A 19,588-nucleotide genomic window follows, 5' to 3' on the forward strand; every position below is an offset into this window, starting at 1 on the left:
AACTACCGGATAACCCGTAGGGTCTGGCGTGTTGCAACTTCGTGCCCTGTTGGGAGCACGGACCGAGTCGGAATTCGAGACGAAGCGAAGGTGCGAAATTGATGCGTCGGCCCACCCGGCGTCGTGGCTCCAGGGCCGCGGCGATGATCGCGGCAACGGCAGTGGCGGCGGGACTGATGTCCGGTATCGGCACGAGCCCGGCGTCAGCTGACCCGATCATCGATTCCAAGAGCCTGCTCGCCAACCCCGTCTCCGACGACGGCTCCAAGATCGTCAAGGCCGAGGTGAAAGACGCGCGCAGTCTGCGACTGCACGTGTACTCCGCGGCCATGGACCAGAACATCATCGTCGACGTGCAGCGCCCCGCCGACGCCTCGGTCCCGCGCCCCACCCTGTACCTGCTCAATGGTGCGGGCGGCGGCGAGGATTCGGCCTCGTGGGTGGCCAAGACCGACGCACTCGAGTTCCTCGGCGACAAGAACGTCAACGTCATCCAGCCGATCGGTGGCTCGTGGAGCTACTACACCGACTGGATCGCCGACGACCCGGTCCTCGGGCGCAATAAGTGGAAGACCTTCTTCACCGAGGAGCTGCCGCCGCTGGTCGACGGCGCGCTCGGCACCAACGGCGTGAATGCCATCGCGGGTCTGTCCACCTCGGGCACCACTGTGCTCGCGCTGCCGATCGCCAAGCCCGGCCTCTACCAGGCGGCCGCGGCGTACAGCGGTTGCGCGCAGACCTCCGACCCCGTCGGTTCGGAGTTCGTGAAGGTCACGGTCGAGACCTGGGGCGGCGGCGACACCATGAACATGTGGGGTCCGCAGGGCTCGGAGGAATGGGTCAAGAACGACCCCTACGTCAATGCCGAAGGTTTGCGGGGCGTCGATCTCTACGTCTCCACCGGCAACGGCCTGCCCGGCCCGTACGACACCCTCGATGGTCCGTACGCGCTGCCCGGTGCCTTCGGCCTGGCCAACCAGATCGTCATCGGTGGCATCATCGAGGCCGGCACCAACTACTGCACGCACAACCTGGCCAACCGGCTCAACGAGCTGGGTATCCCGGCGACCTTCAACTTCCGCCCCAACGGCACCCACTCCTGGGGCTACTGGAAGGACGAGCTGAAGCTGTCGTGGCCGACGTTGGCTCGCGGGCTCGGCCTCTAGACACCAGTTTCTCCCGAACCGCCCCGGTAGCGAGCACTTCGCTGCCGGGGCGGTTCCATTTCCTCGACCTGCCCTCACCGTTTGCGAATTGTGGTTAACTTAGGTTGACTGGTCCAATCCGGTTCGCGCAACGGAAAGTGAGTGCATGGTCGCCGATCGCAGTGAGGCCGAACAGGCCGGCGAGCCGACGACCGCACCTGCCCGCGTCGTACGCCGCAGGCCGAAGGACCGCAAGATACAGATCATGCGGGCCGCCGCCCGCGCGTTCAGCGCGCGCGGTTACTACCCGGTCGGCGTGGACGAGATCGCCGCCGAGGTCGGCATCTCCGGGCCGGCGCTGTACCGCCATTTCGCCAATAAATACGCACTGCTCGTCGCCGCCGCCGAAGAGGGTGCTCGGGGTTTGCGCGATGTCGCCGCAGCGGCCGACGATCCGTCGCTGAGTCCAGAAGCCCGGCTCGACGCGCTGCTCACCGCCGTCGCCGAACGCAATATCGACATCCGCCGCGAGGCCGGGCTCTACCGCTGGGAACGCCGCTACCTCGAGCGCGAGGACCGGGTGCGCATTCGCGCGTTCTATCGCGAACTCGAGGCGAACGTCGCCGCGCGCATCGCCGAGGTGCGGCCGGCGGCGAGCGCCGACGATGTCATCCTGCTCGCGGTCGGCGCGTTGAGTTCGCTGGCCAGTATCGCCGCGCACCGCACCACCCTCTCGCACGGACGCATGCTCGCGGTGCAGCTCGAGATGGCCTGGGCGATCGTGCGCGCCGAGCTGCCGCCGACCCCCGCCGAGGCCGAGCCCGACAAGCAGACCCGCGGCCTGCCGGTCACCTCGAAACGTGAACAGCTACTCACCGAGGCGATCCGGATCTTCGGCCGCAACGGGTATCACGAATCGGGCATCGAGGAGATCGGCGCCGCCGTCGGCATCAATGCCTCGAGCGTGTACCGCCACTTCGACAGCAAGGCCGATCTGCTCGCGGCAGCCTTCCACCGCACCGCCGACCGGCTCGCGGTCGCGATCGGCGAAGCGCTGGCCGAGGGCGAGGACCGCGCCGACGCCGCCCGCCGCATCGCCGACCAGCACGCCCGCCTCACCTTCGCGACGCCCGAGATCATGCCGGTCTACTACGCGGAGTTCAGCAACCTCCCGCAGGCCGAGCAGCACCGCCTGCGCGCCATCCAGCGCCAGAACATCCTCGAATGGGCGAACCTGCTCGACGGCGACTCGATCGAAGCCCGCTTCCGCGTGCACGCCGCCGTCGGCCAGATCATCGATGTCGGTCGGTTGCTGCGCTTCGACTCGCGTCCCGAACAACTGGCGCGCCTGGCCGCCCTCACCGACGCGGTGCTGCTCGGCAGCGGCTCGGCGGACGGGAACTAACCGCGGCCGTGGCGTAGGCGGAACAGCGCTTTCGCCAGCTGTAAATGCCCCGGGCGACGGTCGAAGGTGGACAGCCGGATCGGCGCCCGGTAGCGCCTGCGGGCGATCGACATGGTGCGGCTGTATTCGTGCAGACCCTGCTGACCGTGGCTGTGTCCCTGGCCGTATTCGCCGACACCGCCGAACGGCAGGGCCGGGATGCCGGTGAACGCGGTCGACGAATTCACCGTCACCACACCGACTTCGATCTGTTCGGCGATGAGCTCCGCGCTGGGGATATCGAGAGTGAAGATGGTGACGGCGATGCCGTTGCCCGCCGCGTTCACCCGGGTGACCGCGTCGGCGAGGTCGGCGACCCGGTTCACCACGAGCACCGGGCCGATCCCTTCGCCGGTGATCGCGATGCTGTCCTCGGGAACCTCGGCCAGCACGATCGGTTCCACATACGGGTCGCGGAACGAATCGAGCCCGCCGAGCACCGCGTGCCCGCCGCGGGCGAGCGCGTCGCGGACCTGTTTGCGCACCACGTCGACCTGGGTGGCATTGATCATCGGCCCGTAGGAGGAGCGGTTGTCGGCGCCGGGACGCAGCTTCGCCGCCCGCTCGGCCACTGTGGCCAGGAAGTCGTCGAACACCGAATCGGCGACATAACAGCGCTGGATGCCCGAGGAGTTCTGCCCGGCGTTGGCCATCGCGCCGAACACCGCCGCCTCCGCGGCCGCGTCGAGCACCGCGTCGACGTGCACGATCATGCTGCCCTTGCCGCTGTTCTCCACGACCACCGGCGTCAGCGTCTGGGCGCACAGCGCGATCACCTCGCGTCCGCGCGCCTGCGGCCCGGCATAGGCGATCTTGTTCACCCCGGCCTTGCACAGGGCGGTAGCGGTCCGCGAATTTCCGGTAACCGCTTGCAGCACAGGCTGCTCGGGCGATACCGCGGCCCAGCTGTCGGCCAGCCAGGTGCCGACACCGGTGCTGAGTTCGTGCGGATTGAACACCACCGTATTACCGGCGGCCATGGCGTAGGCGATCGAACCCATCGGCGTGAACACCGGGTTGTTCCACGCACCGAGCACCCCGATCACGCCCAGCGGCAGATAGCCGACGGAGGCATGCTGATTGCGGGTCAACCAGCCGCTGGACAGGCGTTGCCTGCCCAGGGTGCGCTCGGCATTGCGGGCGGCCCAATCCAGATTCTCCACCGCCAGCATCACCTCCAGGGTGGCGTCGGCCTCCGGCTTGCCGGTCTCGCTGCGCAGAATTTCCACCAACTCGCCTGCGTTGCGGGCGATCTGGCGACGCCATTCGAGCAGCAAGCGCTTGCGGTCACCGAAAGTCAGTTCCCCCCACCAGTTCTGGGTGGCGCGTGCGGTGCGCACCGCACGGGTGACCTCGGCCGTGCCCTGCACGGGATACTGCGCGAGCTGTTCACCGGTGCGCGGATCGAATGCCGTCAGCACATCGGATCGACCGGTAGGCGCGGCGGCGGTAGAAGCCGACTCGACCATGGTCACCTCCCCAGATCGAACACGCCCGCACGCGGGCCGGTGAGACGAGTGTTTCCCCGCTGTCAGCGTATGGGTGCACAGCCCGGCCGACAAGGTCGGCGCACTGCCCTTGCACTGCCCACGTGAGCAACCCCACTGCCTTCGGCGAAGAACGCCCGGCAAACCGGGCGCATCAACGCAGACCCGGGCCGGGAAAACCGCCGGACCGGTAACATCGCGCCGAACGGTATGGATCACTTACCGGGAAGATTTTTTCCGCGTGCGCTCGTCTCGTTCAGGCCGTGCGCACCCGGCCGATGGTGGAGAGTTGATGCCGAGTTCGATCTCAGTGGATTCGCCCGCAGGTGGCGTCGCGTCGCGCGACAGTGAACCCGCGGTGCTGGTGTCCGACGTGCGCAAGTCGTTCGGTGACGTGCACGCCCTGCAGGGCATCAGTTTCCAGGCCGAGAAGGCCAGTGTGCTGGGCATCCTCGGACCCAATGGTGCGGGCAAGACCACGATGGTCAAAGTCCTGTCGACGCTGCTGCGCCCCGACTCCGGCACCGCCGTGGTCGCCGGGCACGACGTGCTCACCGACGCCGCGGCCGTGCGCCGGTCGATCATGATGACCGGCCAGTACGCCGCGCTCGACGAGAACCTGACCGGCCGGGAGAACCTCGAGCTGTTCGGTCGGCTGATGGGCCTGACCAAGTCGGCCGCTCGCAAGCGCGCCGAGGTGCTGCTCGAGGAGTTCGACCTGGTGAGCGCGGGCAAACGGGCCGTGCGCAACTACTCCGGCGGCATGCGCCGTCGCGTCGACATCGCCTGCGGGCTGGTGGTACGGCCCGAGGTGGTGTTCCTCGACGAGCCGACCACCGGTCTCGACCCGCGCAGCCGTCAGGGCGTGTGGGATCTGGTGACCGCGCTCAAGAATCAGGGCATCACGGTGTTGCTCACCACGCAGTACCTCGAAGAGGCCGACGTGCTCAGCGACAACATCATCGTCATCGACAAGGGCACCGTCATCGCGGAAGGCACCGCCGACCAGCTCAAGGCGAAGACCGGCGGCAGCTACTGCGAGATCGTCCCGCTGGACCTGAGCCGCCTCCCGGCGACCGTGCAGGCCCTCGGCGACCTGGTCCCGGCCGCCGTCGCCGCCGATATCGACGGCGCCGACAAGCTGTCCATCCCCGCCCCCGACGGCGCGGCCACCCTCGCCGAGGCGCTGCGCAGGCTCGACAACGCGGGCATCGACCTGGCCGACATCGCCCTGCGCAGGCCCTCGCTCGACGACGTGTTCCTCTCGATCACCGGTCATTCGGGCGGCCACTAGTGAGCGTCTCCACCCCCGCGGCGAACACGTTGTTCGCCGAGCTTCCCGCTGTGCACCCGAGCAGTTTCGCGCAGTGGCGCGCGCTGACCGGGCGCATCGTGCGCACCATGGCCACCAAGGGTGAGCTGATCGTCGCGGTGCTCACCCCACTCGTGGTCACCGTGGCCTTCTACCTGCCCCTGCGGTACGTGATGAAGGTCCAGGGCATCGACTACGCGCAGTACGTGATGCCGATCGTCGTGCTGCAGACGATGGCCATGACGATGATGTCGAACGCGCAGCTCGCGGCGTTCGAAGCGCTCACCGGGTTGAGTACCCGGCTCCAGACGATGCCGATCGGTTCGCTGGTTCCGCTGATGTCGCGCATTTGCGCGGGTCTGGTGCGGTCGATCGTCTCGCTGATCGCGACCGTCGGCTACGGCTATGTGATCGGTTTCCGGTTCACCGGCGGCTGGGTGCAGGCGCTCGCGTTCTGCGGATTCGCGCTGGCCGTCGGCGTGGTGCTCACGCTCGGCGCCGACGCGCTCGGCAGCATGACCAAGAACCCCGAGGCGCTCAGCCAGGCCCTCACCCTGCCGATTCTGATCTTCGGCATGATGTCGACCGGGTTCGTGCCAGAGGCCAGCTTCCCGTCGTGGGTGCGCCCGTTCGCGCGCAATCAGCCGATCTCCCAGTTCGCCCAGACGCTCAGCGATATGGCCGCGGGCCACCTGAGCTGGGCCGGCACGTGGGTGTCGCTGGCGTGGCTGGGCGGACTGGCTGTTTTCTTCCTCCCACTGGCGGTGTGGGCGAGTGTGAGGCGATCATGACAACAATCGAGAAGGCCTCCGTGGAGGAGGCCGCGGCCGATCTGCCGGTGGTGCGTACCAAGCCGGAGGGATCGCTGTCGGTGTGGTTCACCCACAGCCTCATCCAGACCAAACGGCTGTTGATGGTGTGGTTGCGTGACCCGTCGACGACCATCCAGACCATCGCCTACCCGGCGGTGACCCTGCTGATGTTCCGCATCGTGCTCGGTGACTCGATCACCGCGGCCACCGGTGCCCCCAGCATCTACGGCCAGGCCGCGCTGCTCACCCTGGTCGCCGCCATGACCGGCGCGGTGGTGAGTGCGCTCGGATTCAAGCGGGAGAAGGCATCGGGACTGCTCAGCCGGTTCTATACGATGCCGCTGAACAAGGCTTCGCTGCTCACCGGTCGGCTGCTGGCCGAGATGCTGCGCATCCTGATCACCACATTGATCGTGCTGCTGGTCGCGGTCCCGCTGGGGTTCCTGTTCATGGAGGACCCGTTCGCCAATATCGCGCTGGTCCTGGTTCCGGTGCTGTTCGGCATCGGGTTCGCGGTGATGGTGACGGCGCTGGCCACGATCACCGAGGGCGTGATGCTGATCAGCCTGATCGGCATCCTCAACACGCTGCTGATGTTCTTCAACACCGGCTTCGTTCCGGTCTTCGCCTACCCGACCTGGTTGCAGGATGTGGTCGCGAATCAGCCGATGAGCTGCGCGATCGATGCGATGAAGGGGCTGTCCTACGGTGGGCCGGTCGCTGAACCGCTGCTCAAGACCGTCGCGTGGACGGTGGGGATGGTCGCGGTCTTCGCCTATCCGGCGATCGTCGGCTACAAGAAGGCCGCCGAGTCCTCGTAGCGACTGTCGTAATCGTGCAATCGGGCTTCCGAGAATCAGTTTTCTGATTGATGCGAGGCCGATTGCACGATTACGCCGGTTCCCCGTCGAGTGCTGCGGCGCGGTCGAAGGGGTAGTCGAGCCAGCGGTCGCGGTTGGTCCAACCGACGAGGTCGTAGCGCCAGCGGAACGGCCAGGTGTGGGCGACGGTGTTGAACAGGGCCGCGCCGAGCGCGGTGTAGTCGTCATGGGCCGAGAGCAACGCGCGCTGGCCGCGCGCGGATTCGGTGAAGAAGGCGTCGAACATGGCGATGGACTGGTCGGTGGTGAGCCGGCCCAGACCCCACAGGCCACGCATGCGCATCCAGTACACGGCCCTGGCCCGCCACGGCCAGAGGGCTTCGATCGGGTTCTCGCCGCGCTGCACCGCGGCGACGGCGGTGTCGGCCAGCGCGAGTGAGTCGGCCACGCTGTAGCCCGTGCACGGGTGCATCATCCCGCCGAGTGAGCCGAAAGGCACCGCCACAGCGGTCCCCTTCTTCGGGGGCGGCTGATCCAGGGGATAGTGGGCGGCTTCGTGCGGTTCGCCGCCGGTGAGCTGGATACCGTGGGCCGCGAGCCTGTTCAAGGTGCGCTTGCGTAACTCGTGCTGCGGCATCCCGCCACGTAACCCGAGGCTGGTTTCCTCGAAGATCACCGTCCCGTCCCCGAGCGGCACCGCGTAGAGGAACGACGGCGGCTCATCAGGACCCGCTCCGTTCTCCGGCCGCCAATCCAGCAGCAGCCCTTCGCCTTCGGCGACCATCGGTGCCGCGGTCTGCGCGTCCACGAAGATCCCGTGCGCCGACGCGGCCCTGCGCTTGCCCAACGTCGGCAGTCCCCGCGTATCGAATACCGCCCCCGCGGCGATCACCGTGCCGTCCGCGAGCTCCACCTCGTGCGCATCCACCCGCCGCGCCCGGTCCGCGAAAACGGTCGCGTCATCCAGCGCCAGCGCGGCGTGCAACCCAGCCTTCGACAACACGCAATAGGGCCGCTCGATCCGATGCTCACCCTTGGTCCACACCGTCGGCGCCGCGATCAGCTGCGCGATCGCACTCGCGGGCAACCACTCCGGCAGTTCGTCCACCCAGCAGGAAAAGGTCGGGGGAAACAGTCGCTCAGGCCGAGGATCCACCGCCGCGACCCGCAGCCCGGCCACCGCGGCCCGATGCGCCAACCCGCGCCCGGCCGGTCCGAGCCCGACCACACAGATATCGAATTCCCGCGCAACGCTCACGTCCGCATTCAATCGGCAGCGTCCGCGCCACGCAAGCACCCTGTGATCGGGTAGTCACTCAGGAACTCGCGCAGCGTCTCCGCCATCGAACAGGCAGCCCGCGGTGGCGGGCTGGTATCCGGGCGTGTCGAACACCGGCTGCTCGGGAGCCGTACCGAGGCAACGGTTTACCCGGCGGAATCAGCGCGGCGTCACCCAGGTGGTGATGTCGGCGTGGACGACCTCGATGCCGTCCTTGTCGTAGATCGAGACGGGGACGGTCAGTTCCTGGCCCGTGGTGATCGCGCCGAAGTCGGGGATCTCGTCGAGTTTCGCGACCGCGCGCAGGCTCGATTCCGCCTTGGCCAGGTACTGGACGTTCATCGACTTGGGGATCCAGCGATGGGTGGTGGGAACGGTGGCCTCGCTGAGCATGCCCATCGCCACCTCGGCGAGATTGCAGGCCGCGATCGCGTGGAAGGTGCCGAGGTGATTGTGGATGCCGAACCACTTCGGCGAGGTCACCTCGCAGACGCCGGGTTCGAGGCGAATCACCTGGGGGAGCACGGTGCCGAAGTAGGGGACCTTGGCGACCATGCCGAGTGAGAACAGCGCGTGTCCGATGCGGTTGTCGGGCAGCTTCTTCCAGCCGCGGTAGGTCGCGGTTTCCTGTGTCATGTCCGCTATCTTACTCAAAAGTAAGGTAGCGGGGAACCCTCCGGTGACCAGGCATGGCGACGAGCCAGCTACCATTGCTCGGTACAGCCCAGCCGGCGGTGCGGTCCAGGTAGTAGCCCCTTTGGTGGCGTGATCGATACCTCATGGCCCCCGATTTGAAGGACGTCGTCGGCATGGTGCATACTGTTCGGGTTGCCTTGCGCAGGATCCCCGCTCTTCGGAGCGGATGGCCTGGGCGAGGGGAGCAGTAGTTTGTATCTCGCCGGTTCGCCGGTGTGGATACGTTCGGTACCACGCACTTCCGGCCGATGGTGAGCAACTGACCAGGGTCGGAGAATAAGCGTTAGGGCGACACGCCCGACCGCGTGGGCCGGAGAACCATGACAGATGAACAGCGGCGAGGACTAGGTAGTGCCTTTTGGTGCGCCCTGGTTGCGGGTCTTTAGTGGGAAACCACGCTGAGGCGTCTTTCTGTGTTCGGGCTGTGCAAATTGAGGGTGGTGCGGGAGCCAGCTCCTGTGACCACGAAGGAAAGCGGAGAAAAGGACACTTAGCGTGGCGGGACAAAAGATCCGCATCAGGCTCAAGGCCTATGACCACGAGGCGATCGACGCGTCAGCGCGCAAGATCGTGGAAACGGTGACCCGCACCGGCGCCCGTGTGGTCGGGCCTGTGCCGTTGCCGACCGAGAAGAACATCTACTGCGTCATCCGTTCGCCGCACAAGTACAAGGACTCGCGCGAACACTTCGAGATGCGCACGCACAAACGCCTCATCGACATCCTCGACCCGACGCCGAAGACGGTTGACGCGCTCATGCGCATCGACCTGCCGGCCAGCGTCGACGTCAACATTCAGTGACGGGGACTCGAGACACAATGACTGACAACAAGAACCGGCCCGCAGCCGGCATCCTGGGCACCAAGCTCGGCATGACCCAGGTCTTCGACGAGAAGAACCGCGTCGTCCCGGTCACCGTCATCAAGGCGGGACCGAACGTGGTCACCCAGATTCGTACCGTGGAGCGCGACGGCTATTCGGCCGTGCAGATCGCTTTCGGCGCCATCGACCCGCGCAAGGTGAACAAGCCGACTTCCGGCCAGTTCGCCAAGGCCGGTGTCACCCCGCGTCGCCACGTCACCGAGATCCGCGTCGCGGATGCCTCCACCTTCGAGATCGGCCAGGAACTCTCGGCTGATGTCTTCGAAGAGGGCACCTACGTCGACGTGACCGGAATCAGCAAGGGCAAGGGCTTCGCCGGCACCATGAAGCGTCACGGCTTCAAGGGCCAGGGCGCCTCGCACGGTGCGCAGGCTGTGCACCGTCGCCCGGGTTCCATCGGTGGCTGTGCCACTCCCGGCCGCGTGTTCAAGGGCATGCGCATGTCGGGTCGTATGGGTTCCGACCGCGTCACCACGCAGAACCTCTCGGTTCACAAGGTCGATGCCGAGAACGGTTTGCTCCTGGTCAAGGGTGCTATCCCCGGCCGCAAGGGCAACATCGTGATCGTCAAGAGCGCCGTGAAGGGTGGTGCGCACGCATGACCAGCCTCGACAAGAAGGCCAACCTGACGCTGACCGTTAAGGCCGCAGGCGGCAAGACCGAAGGCACCGTCGAACTCCCCTCGGAGATCTTCGACGTGACCGCCAACGTCGCGCTGATGCACCAGGTCGTCATCGCGCAGCTGGCCGCCGCTCGCCAGGGTACCCACTCCACGAAGACTCGTGGCGAGGTCCGTGGTGGTGGCAAGAAGCCGTACCGCCAGAAGGGCACCGGCCGCGCCCGTCAGGGCTCGACCCGTGCGCCGCAGTTCGCCGGCGGTGGCGTTGTCCACGGCCCGCAGCCGCGTGACTACAGCCAGCGGACCCCCAAGAAGATGAAGGCGGCCGCCCTGCGCGGTGCCCTCTCCGACCGGGCCCGCAACGAGCGCATCCACGTGATCACCGAACTGGTCTCGGGTCAGAACCCGTCGACCAAGATTGCCAAGAACTTCCTGGCCGAGCTCTCGGGCCGCAAGAAGTTCCTGGTCGTCGTCGGCCGCGAGGACGTCGCCGCGTGGAAGAGCGTGGCGAACCTGGAGAACGTGCTGCCGATCGCCCCGGATCAGCTCAACACCTACGACGTCCTCAACAGCGACGACGTGGTGTTCAGCGTCGAGGCCCTGAACGCGTTCGTTCACGGTCCCGCCGAGGCGGCCCAGGAGGAGAGCAAGTGACCACCATCGCCGACCCCCGCGACATCCTGCTCGCGCCGGTCATCTCGGAGAAGTCCTACGGGCTGATCGAGGAAGGCACCTACACCTTCCTGGTGCACCCGGACTCGAACAAGACGCAGATCAAGATCGCCGTTGAGAAGGTTTTCGGCGTCAAGGTCACCAGCGTCAATACCGCCAACCGTCAGGGCAAGCGCAAGCGGACCAAATTCGGTTACGGAAAGCGCAAGGACACCAAGCGCGCACTCGTGACCCTCTCGGCCGATAGCAAGCCCATCGAGATCTTCGGAGGACCGGTCGCGTAAGCGCCTGGGACTCCAGAAAGCGAGAAGAACTCATGGCAATCCGTAAGTACAAGCCGACAACGCCGGGCCGTCGTGGCTCCAGCGTCTCGGACTTCGCCGAGATCACCCGGTCGACGCCGGAGAAGTCGCTGCTGCGCCCGCTCACCAAGTCCGGTGGTCGTAACGCGCACGGTCGCATCACCACGCGTCACCGCGGTGGCGGTCACAAGCGTGCCTACCGCGTCATCGACTTCCGTCGACTGGACAAGGACGGCATCCCGGCCAAGGTCGCTCACATCGAGTACGACCCCAACCGCACCGCCAACATTGCACTGCTGCACTTTGCCGACGGCGAGAAGCGCTACATCATCGCGCCGAAGGGCATCAAGCAGGGCAGCCCGATCGAGTCCGGCCCCACGGCCGACATCAAGCCGGGTAACAACCTGCCGCTGCGCAACATCCCGACCGGTACCACGATTCACAACGTGGAGCTCCGTCCGGGCGGCGGCGCCAAGCTGGCTCGTTCCGCTGGAATGAGCATTCAGCTGCTCGGCAAGGAAGGGCCGTACGCGACCCTTCGTATGCCTTCGGGTGAAATCCGCCGTGTCGACGTGCGCTGCCGCGCATCCGTCGGCGAGGTCGGTAACGCCGAGCAGTCGAACATCAACTGGGGCAAGGCCGGCCGTATGCGCTGGAAGGGCCGTCGTCCTACCGTCCGTGGTGTCGTCATGAACCCGGTCGACCACCCGCACGGTGGTGGTGAGGGTAAGACCTCCGGTGGTCGCCACCCGGTCTCCCCGTGGGGTCAGCCTGAGGGCCGCACCCGCAAGCCCAACCGCCCGAGTGACAAGCTCATCGTTCGCCGTCGCAAGACCGGCAAGAAGCGCTAAGGAGGAGGTAAGAAATGCCACGCAGCCTCAAGAAGGGCCCGTTCGTCGACGACCACCTCCTCGCGAAGGTGGACGTGCAGAACGAAAAGGGCACGAAGCAGGTCATCAAGACCTGGTCGCGTCGCTCGACCATCATCCCCGATTTCATCGGACACACTTTCGCCGTCCACGACGGTCGCAAGCACGTCCCGGTGTTCATCTCGGACAACATGGTCGGTCACAAGCTCGGTGAATTCGCGCCGACCAGGACGTTCCGCAGCCACATCAAGGACGACCGGAAGAGCAAGCGGCGATGACTGAGACCATTCAGAACCCGACTGCACGCGCCACCGCCAAGCACGTTCGGTGCACCCCGATGAAGGCCCGTCGCGTCGTGGACATGGTCCGCGGCAAGAGCGTCGAGGACGCGCTGGCCATCCTGCGGTTCGCACCGCAGGCTGCCAGCGAGCCCGTGGCCAAGGTCGTGGCTTCGGCCGCGGCGAACGCCGAGAACAACCTCGGCCTCAACCCGGCCACCCTGGTCATCTCGACTGCTTTTGTCGACGAGGGCGCCACCATGAAGCGTTTCCAGCCGCGGGCCCAGGGCCGTGCGTTCCGGATTCGCAAGCGCACCAGCCACATCACCATCGAGGTCGAGAGCGTGCCCACCACCGGCGCTGCCACTCGTAGCCGCCGGAAGGGAGGGGCAAAGTAAATGGGACAGAAAATTAACCCCCATGGCTTCCGCCTCGGTATCACCACCGACTGGAAGTCGCGTTGGTACGCGGACAAGCAGTACGCGGAATACGTGAAGGAAGACGTTCAGATCCGCAAGCTCCTCGCCACTGGCATGGAGCGGGCCGGCATCTCGAAGGTCGAGATCGAGCGCACCCGTGATCGCGTCCGTGTGGATATCCACACCGCGCGTCCCGGCATCGTGATCGGTCGTCGTGGCGCGGAAGCCGACCGCATCCGCGCCGAGCTGGAGAAGCTCACCAAGAAGCAGGTTCAGCTGAACATCCTCGAGGTCAAGAACCCCGAGTCGGATGCGCAGCTGGTTGCTCAGGGTGTTGCCGAGCAGCTGTCCAACCGTGTGGCGTTCCGTCGTGCGATGCGTAAGGCCATTCAGTCGGCCATGCGTTCGCCGAACGTCAAGGGCATCCGCGTGCAGTGCTCGGGCCGCCTCGGTGGCGCCGAAATGTCGCGCTCGGAGTTCTACCGTGAGGGTCGTGTTCCGCTGCACACGCTGCGTGCGGACATCGACTACGGCCTCTACGAGGCCAAGACCACCTTCGGTCGCATCGGTGTGAAGGTCTGGATCTACAAGGGTGACATCGTCGGTGGTCGTCGTGAACTGACCGCCGCCGCCGCTGCTCCGGAGCGCCCGCGTCGCGAGCGTCCGAGCCGCCCTCGTCGGTCCGGCGCCACTGGCACCACCGCGACCAGCACCGAGGTCGGTCGCGCCGCCACTGCAGTGGCGGAGGCTCCGGCAGAGAACAAGGAGGGCTGACGCATGCTGATGCCCCGTAGGGTCAAGCACCGCAAGCAGCACCACCCCGGTCGCTCGGGCATGTCCAAGGGCGGCACCGCGGTGGCCTTCGGTGAGTACGGCATCCAGGCTCTCGAGCCCGCCTACGTCACCAACCGTCAGATCGAGTCGGCGCGTATCGCAATGACCCGCCACATCAAGCGTGGCGGCAAGATCTGGATCAACATCTACCCCGATCGCCCGCTCACCAAGAAGCCGGCCGAAACCCGCATGGGTTCCGGTAAGGGTTCGCCGGAGTGGTGGATCGCGAACGTGAAGCCCGGTCGGGTCATGTTCGAGATGTCTTACCCCAACGAGGAGACCGCTCGTGAGGCCCTGCGCCGCGCGATGCACAAGCTCCCGATGAAATGCAGGATCGTGACCAGGGAGGAGCAGTTCTGATGGCTACCGAAACACCGGCCGCAGAGCTCCGTGAGCTCAACGAAGAAGAGCTCGTGGCCAAACTGCGCGAAAGCAAGGAAGAGCTCTTCAACCTGCGTTTCCAGATGGCGACGGGTCAGCTCGACAACAACCGTCGACTGCGCGTCGTTCGTCACGAGATCGCGCGCATCTACACGGTCATGCGTGAGCGCGAGCTCGGGCTGGCCACGGCACCGGCTGGCAAGGGAGATGCGGCATGAGCGAGAACACCGAAGAGCGCAACAGCCGCAAGGTTCGTAGCGGCTACGTCGTCTCGGACAAGATGAACAAGACGATCGTCGTCGAGCTGGAAGACCGTCACCGGCACAAGCTCTACGGCAAGATCATTCGCACCACCTCCAAGGTGAAGGCGCATGACGAGAACGAGATCGCCCACGTCGGCGACCACGTTCAGCTGATGGAGACCCGTCCGCTGTCGGCCACCAAGCGCTGGCGTCTGGTCGAGGTCCTGGAGAAGGCCAAGTAAGGTCCCTCCTCGATCCATCGAGATCGTTGTAGTACGAAGGCCCGCTTCCTTTGGGAGGCGGGCCTTCGTCATTCGATCACGCCGAGCGCATCACAAAGGCCCGCTCCTATATTCCGGAGCGGGCCTTTGCTGTGTGCTGTGTCAGCCGGTGAAGGCGTAAGGCTGGCGGATCTTGTGGGCGAATTCGACGATGTTGGTGACTGTGCTGCTGGGGACGCCGACTTCGCTGCCGATGCTGCGGGCCGACCAGGATTGGTCGGTGAGTTCGAGGATCTCTTCGATCTGGTCGAGGGTCAGGCGCAGGGGATTGCGGTGCGCGATCTGGCGTGCCAGGGCGCGGACCTCGGTGTCTTCGTCGAAGTCGATATCGTCGGCGGTTGGGAGGTCTTCATCGGATTCGTCGAGGGTGAGGTCAAGGTCGACCGGCTCGGGAATTGTCTCTGTGAGCTGGTCGACAGCGGCAACTGGGGCAGACTCGGCTGAGGCGGGCGCGGTGGGGTCGGCCACCGGCTGCCGGGGGGTCGGCTCGACTTCGGCGACCGGGGTGGGCTTGCTCCTGGACGCGACCTGTTCGCCCTGCGAGGGCTCGAGTTCCGTTCGCAGGGTTAGTTGCTCCGCGGGTTCGGCGGTGAGGGTCAACTGTTCCGGATCGGTGGCGGGAGGTTGTGGATCGTTGTGCACCGCAACCGGATCGGTGGGTGCCGAGGTGTCGCCATCAGGGTCACGGGCGACGGTGCCGGCGTGCATCGTCGCCTCGGGAACCGGGTCGGTACCGGTCGCGTCGCCCAGGGCGGACTGTGCGGCGGTGGTGACCGGTATTCGCCGCAACGTCGACGCGGCGCCATTGGTTCGGGTGGCGTGCTCGATGCCGTTGCGGCGGTGGTCGGCCGCCGCCTTGTGGATCAGTTCGAGGGTGCCGGGGGCGTTCGGTGTGTCCGACGATGGGCGCCGCAGCCCGTGCGGGTAGGCGCGCTCGGCCGCCGATGCCGCGATTCGTTCGGCCTCCGCGACCAGCGGATCCACGCTCGGTGCCGAAGTATCGCGCGGTGCGGGCTCCGGGGCTACCGGCTGGGCCGGTTCGATGATGTCGTGATCGGCGGTGGTTGCTTTCGCGAGAGGGGCGACGGTCTCGCGAACCAATTCAGCTGCGGGGGAGGGCTCCACGCCGCCGAGGGTGGCTTCTGGTGTTGGAGTCAGAGCCGCTGACATCATTCGCTCGGCGGGGGCATAGCTGGTGTCCCCAGGTAATTCCACCGAGGCACTCTCGATCAACATCGCGTACCGCGCCGACACCCAGGCGTGCAGCCAGATCACCACACCCACCATCACCGGGGCGATAGCGAATTCGGCCGCGCGACCGAAGGATCCGGAGGCCAGGTGTGGGCCCGCGTTGAGGGCCACGGTGGTGCCGAGCAGGGCTAGTTCGAAGACGAGTACCTTGCCGCGTTCGAGTTCGCGGCCCCAGCGGGCGGCGGTGGTGGCGGCGATCATGATGACGATGATCGGGATCGAGATCATCGCCTCGATGCCGAAGCTGAGCCAGTAGAGCGGGTCGCTCATGTCACCGCTCGGCACGAGGTTCCGTTGCACATTGACGCCCGCCCACACCATCCCGAGGATGACGACGCCGATCAGCGCGCGCGACGACCACTCCGACCGCCGATACAGCTGCGCGAGCCGGGCATCGGCACTGGAGACCCGGCGTCGGGCGGCCAATGCCTTGCGGTGCCAGCGCGCGTCGGCTTCGTCGGTGCGGCGGATGAGCGTGCCGGTGCGCCGGTCGCGCTGGTCGGCGGCGAGTTCGTCGACGATGGCGCGGCGCCGCTGTTTACGGCGCTGGGCTCTAATCCATTCGGCCAGCTCGCGTTCCGCCCGGATCTCGTCGTCGGAGAGCGCGTCGTAGAGGGCGGTGTCGTGTTGCAGGGGGAGCTTGTCGCGAGCCGTCGCAACCTGCTTGGCGAGCGCGGTGATCTCGGTGTTCGGCGCGATGGCGGCGTTCTCGCTCAACCGATCGTCGGACATATCGCGCCTTCCGCCACTCGAACATATGGACTATCGAACATATGTGTGATTGCCAGAGAGCGTAAACGCCCACCGTGCCCCGGTCAACGACAACGGGTCGATTCCGCCGAATCCCCGGCAGCGACACGCCGGAATTCAGAAATCGCCGATCACCGTGGAGCGGCCGTTTTTTCGGCGGTCGCTCAGCTCAGCGCGGTGTGCCAGACGACAGCCGCTGCGAGCGCGCCCGCCCCGTTGAGCGACCAGTGCAGGGCGATCGGTGCGAGCAGACTGCCGCTGCGGCGGCGCAACCAGGTGAACACGACGCCCGCGGCGGCGGTTGCGGCGACGGCGAGGGCGATCCCGGCGAGCTGGCCGAGGAGGCCGCCGCCGACGATGCCTGCCAGGCCCTTGTTACCGGAGGTCAGGCCGAACGACGAGGCGATATGCCAGAGGCCGAACATCAGCGATCCGGCCGCGAAGAGCCCGCGGACGCCGAGGACTCGATCGAGGGTGCCGTGCAGTACGCCGCGGAACGCGAGCTCTTCGGGGATCACCGTCTGCAACGGGATGACGATCATCGACGCGATCAGCGCGCCGGAAATCGTCGCGTAGCGATCGGCGAGGAAGAACGGCCTGGTGAGCGGTAGAAGGGCGCCGATCGCGACCGCGGTCAGCACGATCGCGACCGCGCCGAGCGCGTACACGGTCCCGCGCTTCCAGTGCCTGGGTGAGAGTCCGAGTTCGGACCAGCCGAGTCCGCGTTTGCGCATCAGCGCCAAGAGCGCGACCGCCGCGATGGGGACGATGACGATATTGGCCCAGGCCGTCGTGAAGTGCGCGATCAGATTGGTGCCTGCCAGCACGACGACAACCACCGCGATATCGATGTAGGCATGCAGTTTCGGCCGGGAATCGGCGACGGCGGGTACGGGCACCCGATCGAGTGTACGGAAATATCACGAAATGAAAACGGTCCGGTGAATGCGGGACAACCCGCCGACCCCAGCGTTGAGCGGCCCGGAGTGCGTTTACCAAGATCGAGCAGGATTCGCCGCGCTGTGAGCTACGCGACAGCCGATCCGGACCATCCAGCCATATCGGTCCACGCCTGCAGTGTGCGCCGGGTCTCGAATCGCCGTGGCACTCCGCTGATCGGATCGGTGAATTCGAGCGAAGCCGCCAGCAATTGCAGCGGACGGGTGTATTCGTCGACCGGTTTATCGGTGATCACCGGATAGAAATCGTCGCCGAGAATCGGCACGCCGAGCCCGTTCATATGCAGCCGCAGCTGATGGGTTCGGCCGGTGTGCGGGCGAAGGCGGTAGCGCCCGAGGCCGTCGCGGTGTTCGACCAGCGCCACCTCGGTCTCGGCATTGGGCTCGCCGTCCACCTCGAAAGCGGCGAGCACCTGCTTCTCCTTGATAATCCGGCTGCGCACGATCCGCGGCAGCTCGAGCGCGGGATCGTAGGGCGCGATGGCCTCGTACTCCTTGCGCACGGTCTTGCGGTGGAACATCGTCTGATAGGCCCCGCGTCGCGCCGGATTCACCACGAACAGCAGCAGGCCCGCGGTGACCCGGTCCAGTCGGTGCGCCGGGATCAGGTCGGGCAGTTCGAGCTCGTTGCGCAACCGCACCAGCGCGGTCTGCAAGATGTGCTGGCCACGCGGGATCGTCGCCAGGAAGTGCGGCTTGTCGATCACGAGGATGTCGTCGTCGCGGTGCACGATGCCGATCTCGAAGGGCACCTCGGTCTCGGTGGGCAGATCGCGGTGGAACCACACGGCACTGCCCGGCACGAACGGCGCGTCCGGTGCCAGCGGACCTGCCAGATCCACGATCTCGCCCGCCACCAGCATCGCGTCGATCCTGGCCGGATCCACCCGAGGTAACCGCTCGACGAGGTGGTCGCGCACGGTCACCCACTGCCCGTCCTCGGGGAGCCGGAGTCGAGCGGGATCTAGGCCGTGCCGTTTCGGCAGCGGCGGCTGCTGCCTACGTCGCATAGAGCAAGTGTGGTCTGTCCGGTGATCGTGATCCGCCGTGGGGTTCAGGCGGCGCGCGTCGCGAGTCCCGGATAGTCGACGATCAGACCCGACGCGTCGTAGTCCAGGGTGGCCTGGAAGTCGAAGTCGGGCGCGCTGTAGTCGTAGCGCTGACCGACCCCATCGGTGATTCGGCGATAGCGCTGCGGTAATCGGGCCGCCGTGAGATCCGCGGCCCGCAGATAGACCGCGGGCGCGTCGGCGGCATCACCGACGGCGAGTCCGAGGCGATGCACCGGCAAGGCGTTGGTGAACGCCGACGCCTCGAGATCGATATCGAGACACCCGTCGAGTTCGGGCGCGGGCGCGCCGTCGAGCTGCCAGCGTCCCAACCCGTCGGACTGCACGTTCACCGATCGCCTGCCCGCGGGATATCGCCCGACGATCTGTGCCGAGCGGGTGTGCCAGCTCCCGTCGAGCCGCAGCCGATAGTCGATCGCCCAGACGATCCCGTCCTCGACCGCCGTCGCGCACCCTTCGACGAGATGTCCGCGCGCATCGTCGTGGAAATACGTCACCTCGAATCCGGTGCGCGCGTCGCGATGTAACCAGGCGGCCGAAGATGGCAGGGGAGTGAACATGAGAAACGCATTCCCCCGATTCCGCTGACCAATCGCTAGCCCGCTCGCTGATCGAGCACCATCAGTTTCGCTTCGACGAGGACATGGCGCGCACGCCGTCGTACCCGGCACAGGTCGACGCTGCATTCCAGATGTATCTGCATCGCCCGATGCGCTTGTTCGGGCGACAGCTTTCCAGGATCGGAATGGCAGTCGGCAATCGCTGAAATGATTGACGTGACAA

General features: G+C 66.4%; 23 protein-coding genes. 16 read left to right on the forward strand and 7 right to left on the reverse strand.

From position 1 onward, the window contains the following. The first annotated feature begins 143 nt into the window (after positions 1-143). Entirely contained in the window at positions 144-1,166 is a 1,023-nt protein-coding gene (locus ACFWO8_RS21305; protein WP_378954243.1) for an alpha/beta hydrolase, read from the forward strand. Between the two features lie 145 nt (positions 1,167-1,311). Further along, entirely contained in the window at positions 1,312-2,550 is a 1,239-nt protein-coding gene (locus tag ACFWO8_RS21310; protein ID WP_378953620.1) for a TetR/AcrR family transcriptional regulator, read from the forward strand. On the opposite strand, the gene ACFWO8_RS21315 is transcribed toward ACFWO8_RS21310, so the two are convergent. After that, a complete protein-coding gene (locus ACFWO8_RS21315; protein ID WP_378953622.1) occupies positions 2,547-4,058 on the reverse strand; it encodes an aldehyde dehydrogenase family protein in 1,512 nt (503 codons plus the stop codon). The genes ACFWO8_RS21310 and ACFWO8_RS21315 overlap by 4 nt on opposite strands. 310 nt (positions 4,059-4,368) lie before the next feature. Between ACFWO8_RS21315 and ACFWO8_RS21320 the strand changes: the two genes are divergently transcribed. Genes ACFWO8_RS21320 through ACFWO8_RS21330 form a run of 3 tightly spaced genes read left to right on the forward strand, consistent with a single transcriptional unit; the run spans position 4,369 to position 7,021 of the window. Beyond that, on the forward strand, positions 4,369-5,370 hold the full coding sequence (locus tag ACFWO8_RS21320; RefSeq protein WP_378953624.1) for an ATP-binding cassette domain-containing protein: 1,002 nt from the start codon (positions 4,369-4,371) through the stop codon (positions 5,368-5,370). Continuing rightward, positions 5,370-6,179, forward strand: coding sequence for an ABC transporter permease (locus tag ACFWO8_RS21325; protein WP_378953626.1), 810 nt, complete (start codon positions 5,370-5,372; stop codon positions 6,177-6,179). Before ACFWO8_RS21320 ends, ACFWO8_RS21325 begins: the two co-directional genes overlap by 1 nt. Then, entirely contained in the window at positions 6,176-7,021 is an 846-nt protein-coding gene (locus ACFWO8_RS21330) for an ABC transporter permease (protein WP_378953628.1), read from the forward strand. Before ACFWO8_RS21325 ends, ACFWO8_RS21330 begins: the two co-directional genes overlap by 4 nt. A 70-nt stretch (positions 7,022-7,091) precedes the next feature. Here ACFWO8_RS21330 and ACFWO8_RS21335 read toward each other — a convergent pair whose 3' ends face one another. Together ACFWO8_RS21335 and ACFWO8_RS21340 are read right to left on the reverse strand one after the other, a co-directional pair. Further along, positions 7,092-8,279 carry a lycopene cyclase family protein gene (locus ACFWO8_RS21335; RefSeq protein ID WP_378953630.1) on the reverse strand — a complete coding sequence of 396 codons (1,188 nt, stop codon included), beginning with the start codon at positions 8,277-8,279 and terminating at the stop codon, positions 7,092-7,094. Between the two features lie 180 nt (positions 8,280-8,459). Continuing rightward, positions 8,460-8,936: a hotdog fold domain-containing protein gene (locus tag ACFWO8_RS21340; protein WP_378953633.1), complete on the reverse strand. Its 477-nt coding sequence runs from the start codon at positions 8,934-8,936 to the stop codon at positions 8,460-8,462. Between the two features lie 555 nt (positions 8,937-9,491). On the opposite strand from ACFWO8_RS21340, the gene rpsJ reads away from it, so the two are divergent. Genes rpsJ through rpsQ form a run of 11 tightly spaced genes read left to right on the forward strand, consistent with a single transcriptional unit; the run spans position 9,492 to position 14,736 of the window. After that, positions 9,492-9,797, forward strand: a complete 306-nt coding sequence (gene rpsJ / locus ACFWO8_RS21345; protein WP_040804197.1) for a 30S ribosomal protein S10 — start codon at positions 9,492-9,494, stop codon at positions 9,795-9,797. Positions 9,798-9,814: 17 nt separating this feature from the next. Further along, on the forward strand, positions 9,815-10,480 hold the full coding sequence (gene rplC / locus ACFWO8_RS21350) for a 50S ribosomal protein L3 (protein ID WP_378953635.1): 666 nt from the start codon (positions 9,815-9,817) through the stop codon (positions 10,478-10,480). After that, positions 10,477-11,151, forward strand: coding sequence for a 50S ribosomal protein L4 (rplD, locus tag ACFWO8_RS21355; protein ID WP_378953637.1), 675 nt, complete (start codon positions 10,477-10,479; stop codon positions 11,149-11,151). Before rplC ends, rplD begins: the two co-directional genes overlap by 4 nt. Next, entirely contained in the window at positions 11,148-11,453 is a 306-nt protein-coding gene (gene rplW, locus ACFWO8_RS21360) for a 50S ribosomal protein L23 (protein WP_378953639.1), read from the forward strand. Before rplD ends, rplW begins: the two co-directional genes overlap by 4 nt. A gap of 32 nt (positions 11,454-11,485) precedes the next feature. Next, positions 11,486-12,322 carry a 50S ribosomal protein L2 gene (gene rplB / locus ACFWO8_RS21365; protein ID WP_378953642.1) on the forward strand — a complete coding sequence of 279 codons (837 nt, stop codon included), beginning with the start codon at positions 11,486-11,488 and terminating at the stop codon, positions 12,320-12,322. A gap of 14 nt (positions 12,323-12,336) precedes the next feature. Then, on the forward strand, positions 12,337-12,618 hold the full coding sequence (gene rpsS, locus ACFWO8_RS21370; RefSeq protein WP_378953644.1) for a 30S ribosomal protein S19: 282 nt from the start codon (positions 12,337-12,339) through the stop codon (positions 12,616-12,618). Next, a complete protein-coding gene (gene rplV, locus ACFWO8_RS21375; protein ID WP_378953646.1) occupies positions 12,615-13,016 on the forward strand; it encodes a 50S ribosomal protein L22 in 402 nt (133 codons plus the stop codon). The genes rpsS and rplV overlap by 4 nt, the downstream gene beginning before the upstream one ends. Continuing rightward, positions 13,017-13,811, forward strand: coding sequence for a 30S ribosomal protein S3 (gene rpsC, locus ACFWO8_RS21380; RefSeq protein WP_266296840.1), 795 nt, complete (start codon positions 13,017-13,019; stop codon positions 13,809-13,811). Between the two features lie 3 nt (positions 13,812-13,814). Continuing rightward, positions 13,815-14,231, forward strand: coding sequence for a 50S ribosomal protein L16 (rplP, locus tag ACFWO8_RS21385; RefSeq protein WP_378953649.1), 417 nt, complete (start codon positions 13,815-13,817; stop codon positions 14,229-14,231). Next, positions 14,231-14,470, forward strand: a complete 240-nt coding sequence (rpmC, locus tag ACFWO8_RS21390; protein WP_378598401.1) for a 50S ribosomal protein L29 — start codon at positions 14,231-14,233, stop codon at positions 14,468-14,470. The genes rplP and rpmC overlap by 1 nt, the downstream gene beginning before the upstream one ends. Next, positions 14,467-14,736: a 30S ribosomal protein S17 gene (gene rpsQ / locus ACFWO8_RS21395; RefSeq protein WP_056818470.1), complete on the forward strand. Its 270-nt coding sequence runs from the start codon at positions 14,467-14,469 to the stop codon at positions 14,734-14,736. Before rpmC ends, rpsQ begins: the two co-directional genes overlap by 4 nt. 141 nt (positions 14,737-14,877) lie before the next feature. On the opposite strand, the gene ACFWO8_RS21400 is transcribed toward rpsQ, so the two are convergent. From ACFWO8_RS21400 to ACFWO8_RS21415, 4 genes are all read right to left on the reverse strand, one after another. Continuing rightward, positions 14,878-16,758 (reverse strand): hypothetical protein, encoded by a 1,881-nt coding sequence (locus ACFWO8_RS21400; protein WP_378953653.1) that lies wholly within the window; start codon positions 16,756-16,758, stop codon positions 14,878-14,880. Positions 16,759-16,940: 182 nt separating this feature from the next. Continuing rightward, complete coding sequence (locus tag ACFWO8_RS21405; protein WP_378953656.1) at positions 16,941-17,675, reverse strand: type II CAAX prenyl endopeptidase Rce1 family protein; 735 nt, start codon at positions 17,673-17,675, stop codon at positions 16,941-16,943. A 128-nt stretch (positions 17,676-17,803) separates the two neighbouring features. After that, positions 17,804-18,745: an RluA family pseudouridine synthase gene (locus ACFWO8_RS21410; protein WP_378953659.1), complete on the reverse strand. Its 942-nt coding sequence runs from the start codon at positions 18,743-18,745 to the stop codon at positions 17,804-17,806. 44 nt (positions 18,746-18,789) lie between these two features. Next, the gene (locus tag ACFWO8_RS21415; protein WP_378953662.1) at positions 18,790-19,365 is read right to left on the reverse strand and encodes a putative glycolipid-binding domain-containing protein; all 576 of its coding nucleotides are present in this window, start codon (positions 19,363-19,365) and stop codon (positions 18,790-18,792) included. Positions 19,366-19,588: the final 223 nt, after the last annotated feature.

Source organism: Nocardia sp. NPDC058480 (genome assembly GCF_042720495.1).
In the GTDB taxonomy this organism is placed as follows: Bacteria; Actinomycetota; Actinomycetes; order Mycobacteriales; family Mycobacteriaceae; genus Nocardia.

Excerpts from the sequence above, each read along its gene's own strand:
- ACFWO8_RS21305 (WP_378954243.1), top strand. The coding sequence starts at position 144 with ATGATCGCGGCAACGGCAGTGGCGGCGGGACTGATGTCCGGTATCGGC.
- ACFWO8_RS21310 (WP_378953620.1), top strand. The coding sequence starts at position 1,312 with ATGGTCGCCGATCGCAGTGAGGCCGAACAGGCCGGCGAGCCGACGACC.
- ACFWO8_RS21315 (WP_378953622.1), bottom strand. The coding sequence starts at position 4,058 with ATGGTCGAGTCGGCTTCTACCGCCGCCGCGCCTACCGGTCGATCCGAT.
- ACFWO8_RS21320 (WP_378953624.1), top strand. The coding sequence starts at position 4,369 with ATGCCGAGTTCGATCTCAGTGGATTCGCCCGCAGGTGGCGTCGCGTCG.
- ACFWO8_RS21330 (WP_378953628.1), top strand. The coding sequence starts at position 6,176 with ATGACAACAATCGAGAAGGCCTCCGTGGAGGAGGCCGCGGCCGATCTG.
- ACFWO8_RS21340 (WP_378953633.1), bottom strand. The coding sequence starts at position 8,936 with ATGACACAGGAAACCGCGACCTACCGCGGCTGGAAGAAGCTGCCCGAC.
- rplC (WP_378953635.1), top strand. The coding sequence starts at position 9,815 with ATGACTGACAACAAGAACCGGCCCGCAGCCGGCATCCTGGGCACCAAG.
- rplD (WP_378953637.1), top strand. The coding sequence starts at position 10,477 with ATGACCAGCCTCGACAAGAAGGCCAACCTGACGCTGACCGTTAAGGCC.
- rplB (WP_378953642.1), top strand. The coding sequence starts at position 11,486 with ATGGCAATCCGTAAGTACAAGCCGACAACGCCGGGCCGTCGTGGCTCC.
- rpsS (WP_378953644.1), top strand. The coding sequence starts at position 12,337 with ATGCCACGCAGCCTCAAGAAGGGCCCGTTCGTCGACGACCACCTCCTC.
- rplV (WP_378953646.1), top strand. The coding sequence starts at position 12,615 with ATGACTGAGACCATTCAGAACCCGACTGCACGCGCCACCGCCAAGCAC.
- rpsC (WP_266296840.1), top strand. The coding sequence starts at position 13,017 with ATGGGACAGAAAATTAACCCCCATGGCTTCCGCCTCGGTATCACCACC.
- rplP (WP_378953649.1), top strand. The coding sequence starts at position 13,815 with ATGCTGATGCCCCGTAGGGTCAAGCACCGCAAGCAGCACCACCCCGGT.
- rpmC (WP_378598401.1), top strand. The coding sequence starts at position 14,231 with ATGGCTACCGAAACACCGGCCGCAGAGCTCCGTGAGCTCAACGAAGAA.
- rpsQ (WP_056818470.1), top strand. The coding sequence starts at position 14,467 with ATGAGCGAGAACACCGAAGAGCGCAACAGCCGCAAGGTTCGTAGCGGC.
- ACFWO8_RS21400 (WP_378953653.1), bottom strand. The coding sequence starts at position 16,758 with ATGTCCGACGATCGGTTGAGCGAGAACGCCGCCATCGCGCCGAACACC.
- ACFWO8_RS21410 (WP_378953659.1), bottom strand. The coding sequence starts at position 18,745 with ATGCGACGTAGGCAGCAGCCGCCGCTGCCGAAACGGCACGGCCTAGAT.
- ACFWO8_RS21415 (WP_378953662.1), bottom strand. The coding sequence starts at position 19,365 with ATGTTCACTCCCCTGCCATCTTCGGCCGCCTGGTTACATCGCGACGCG.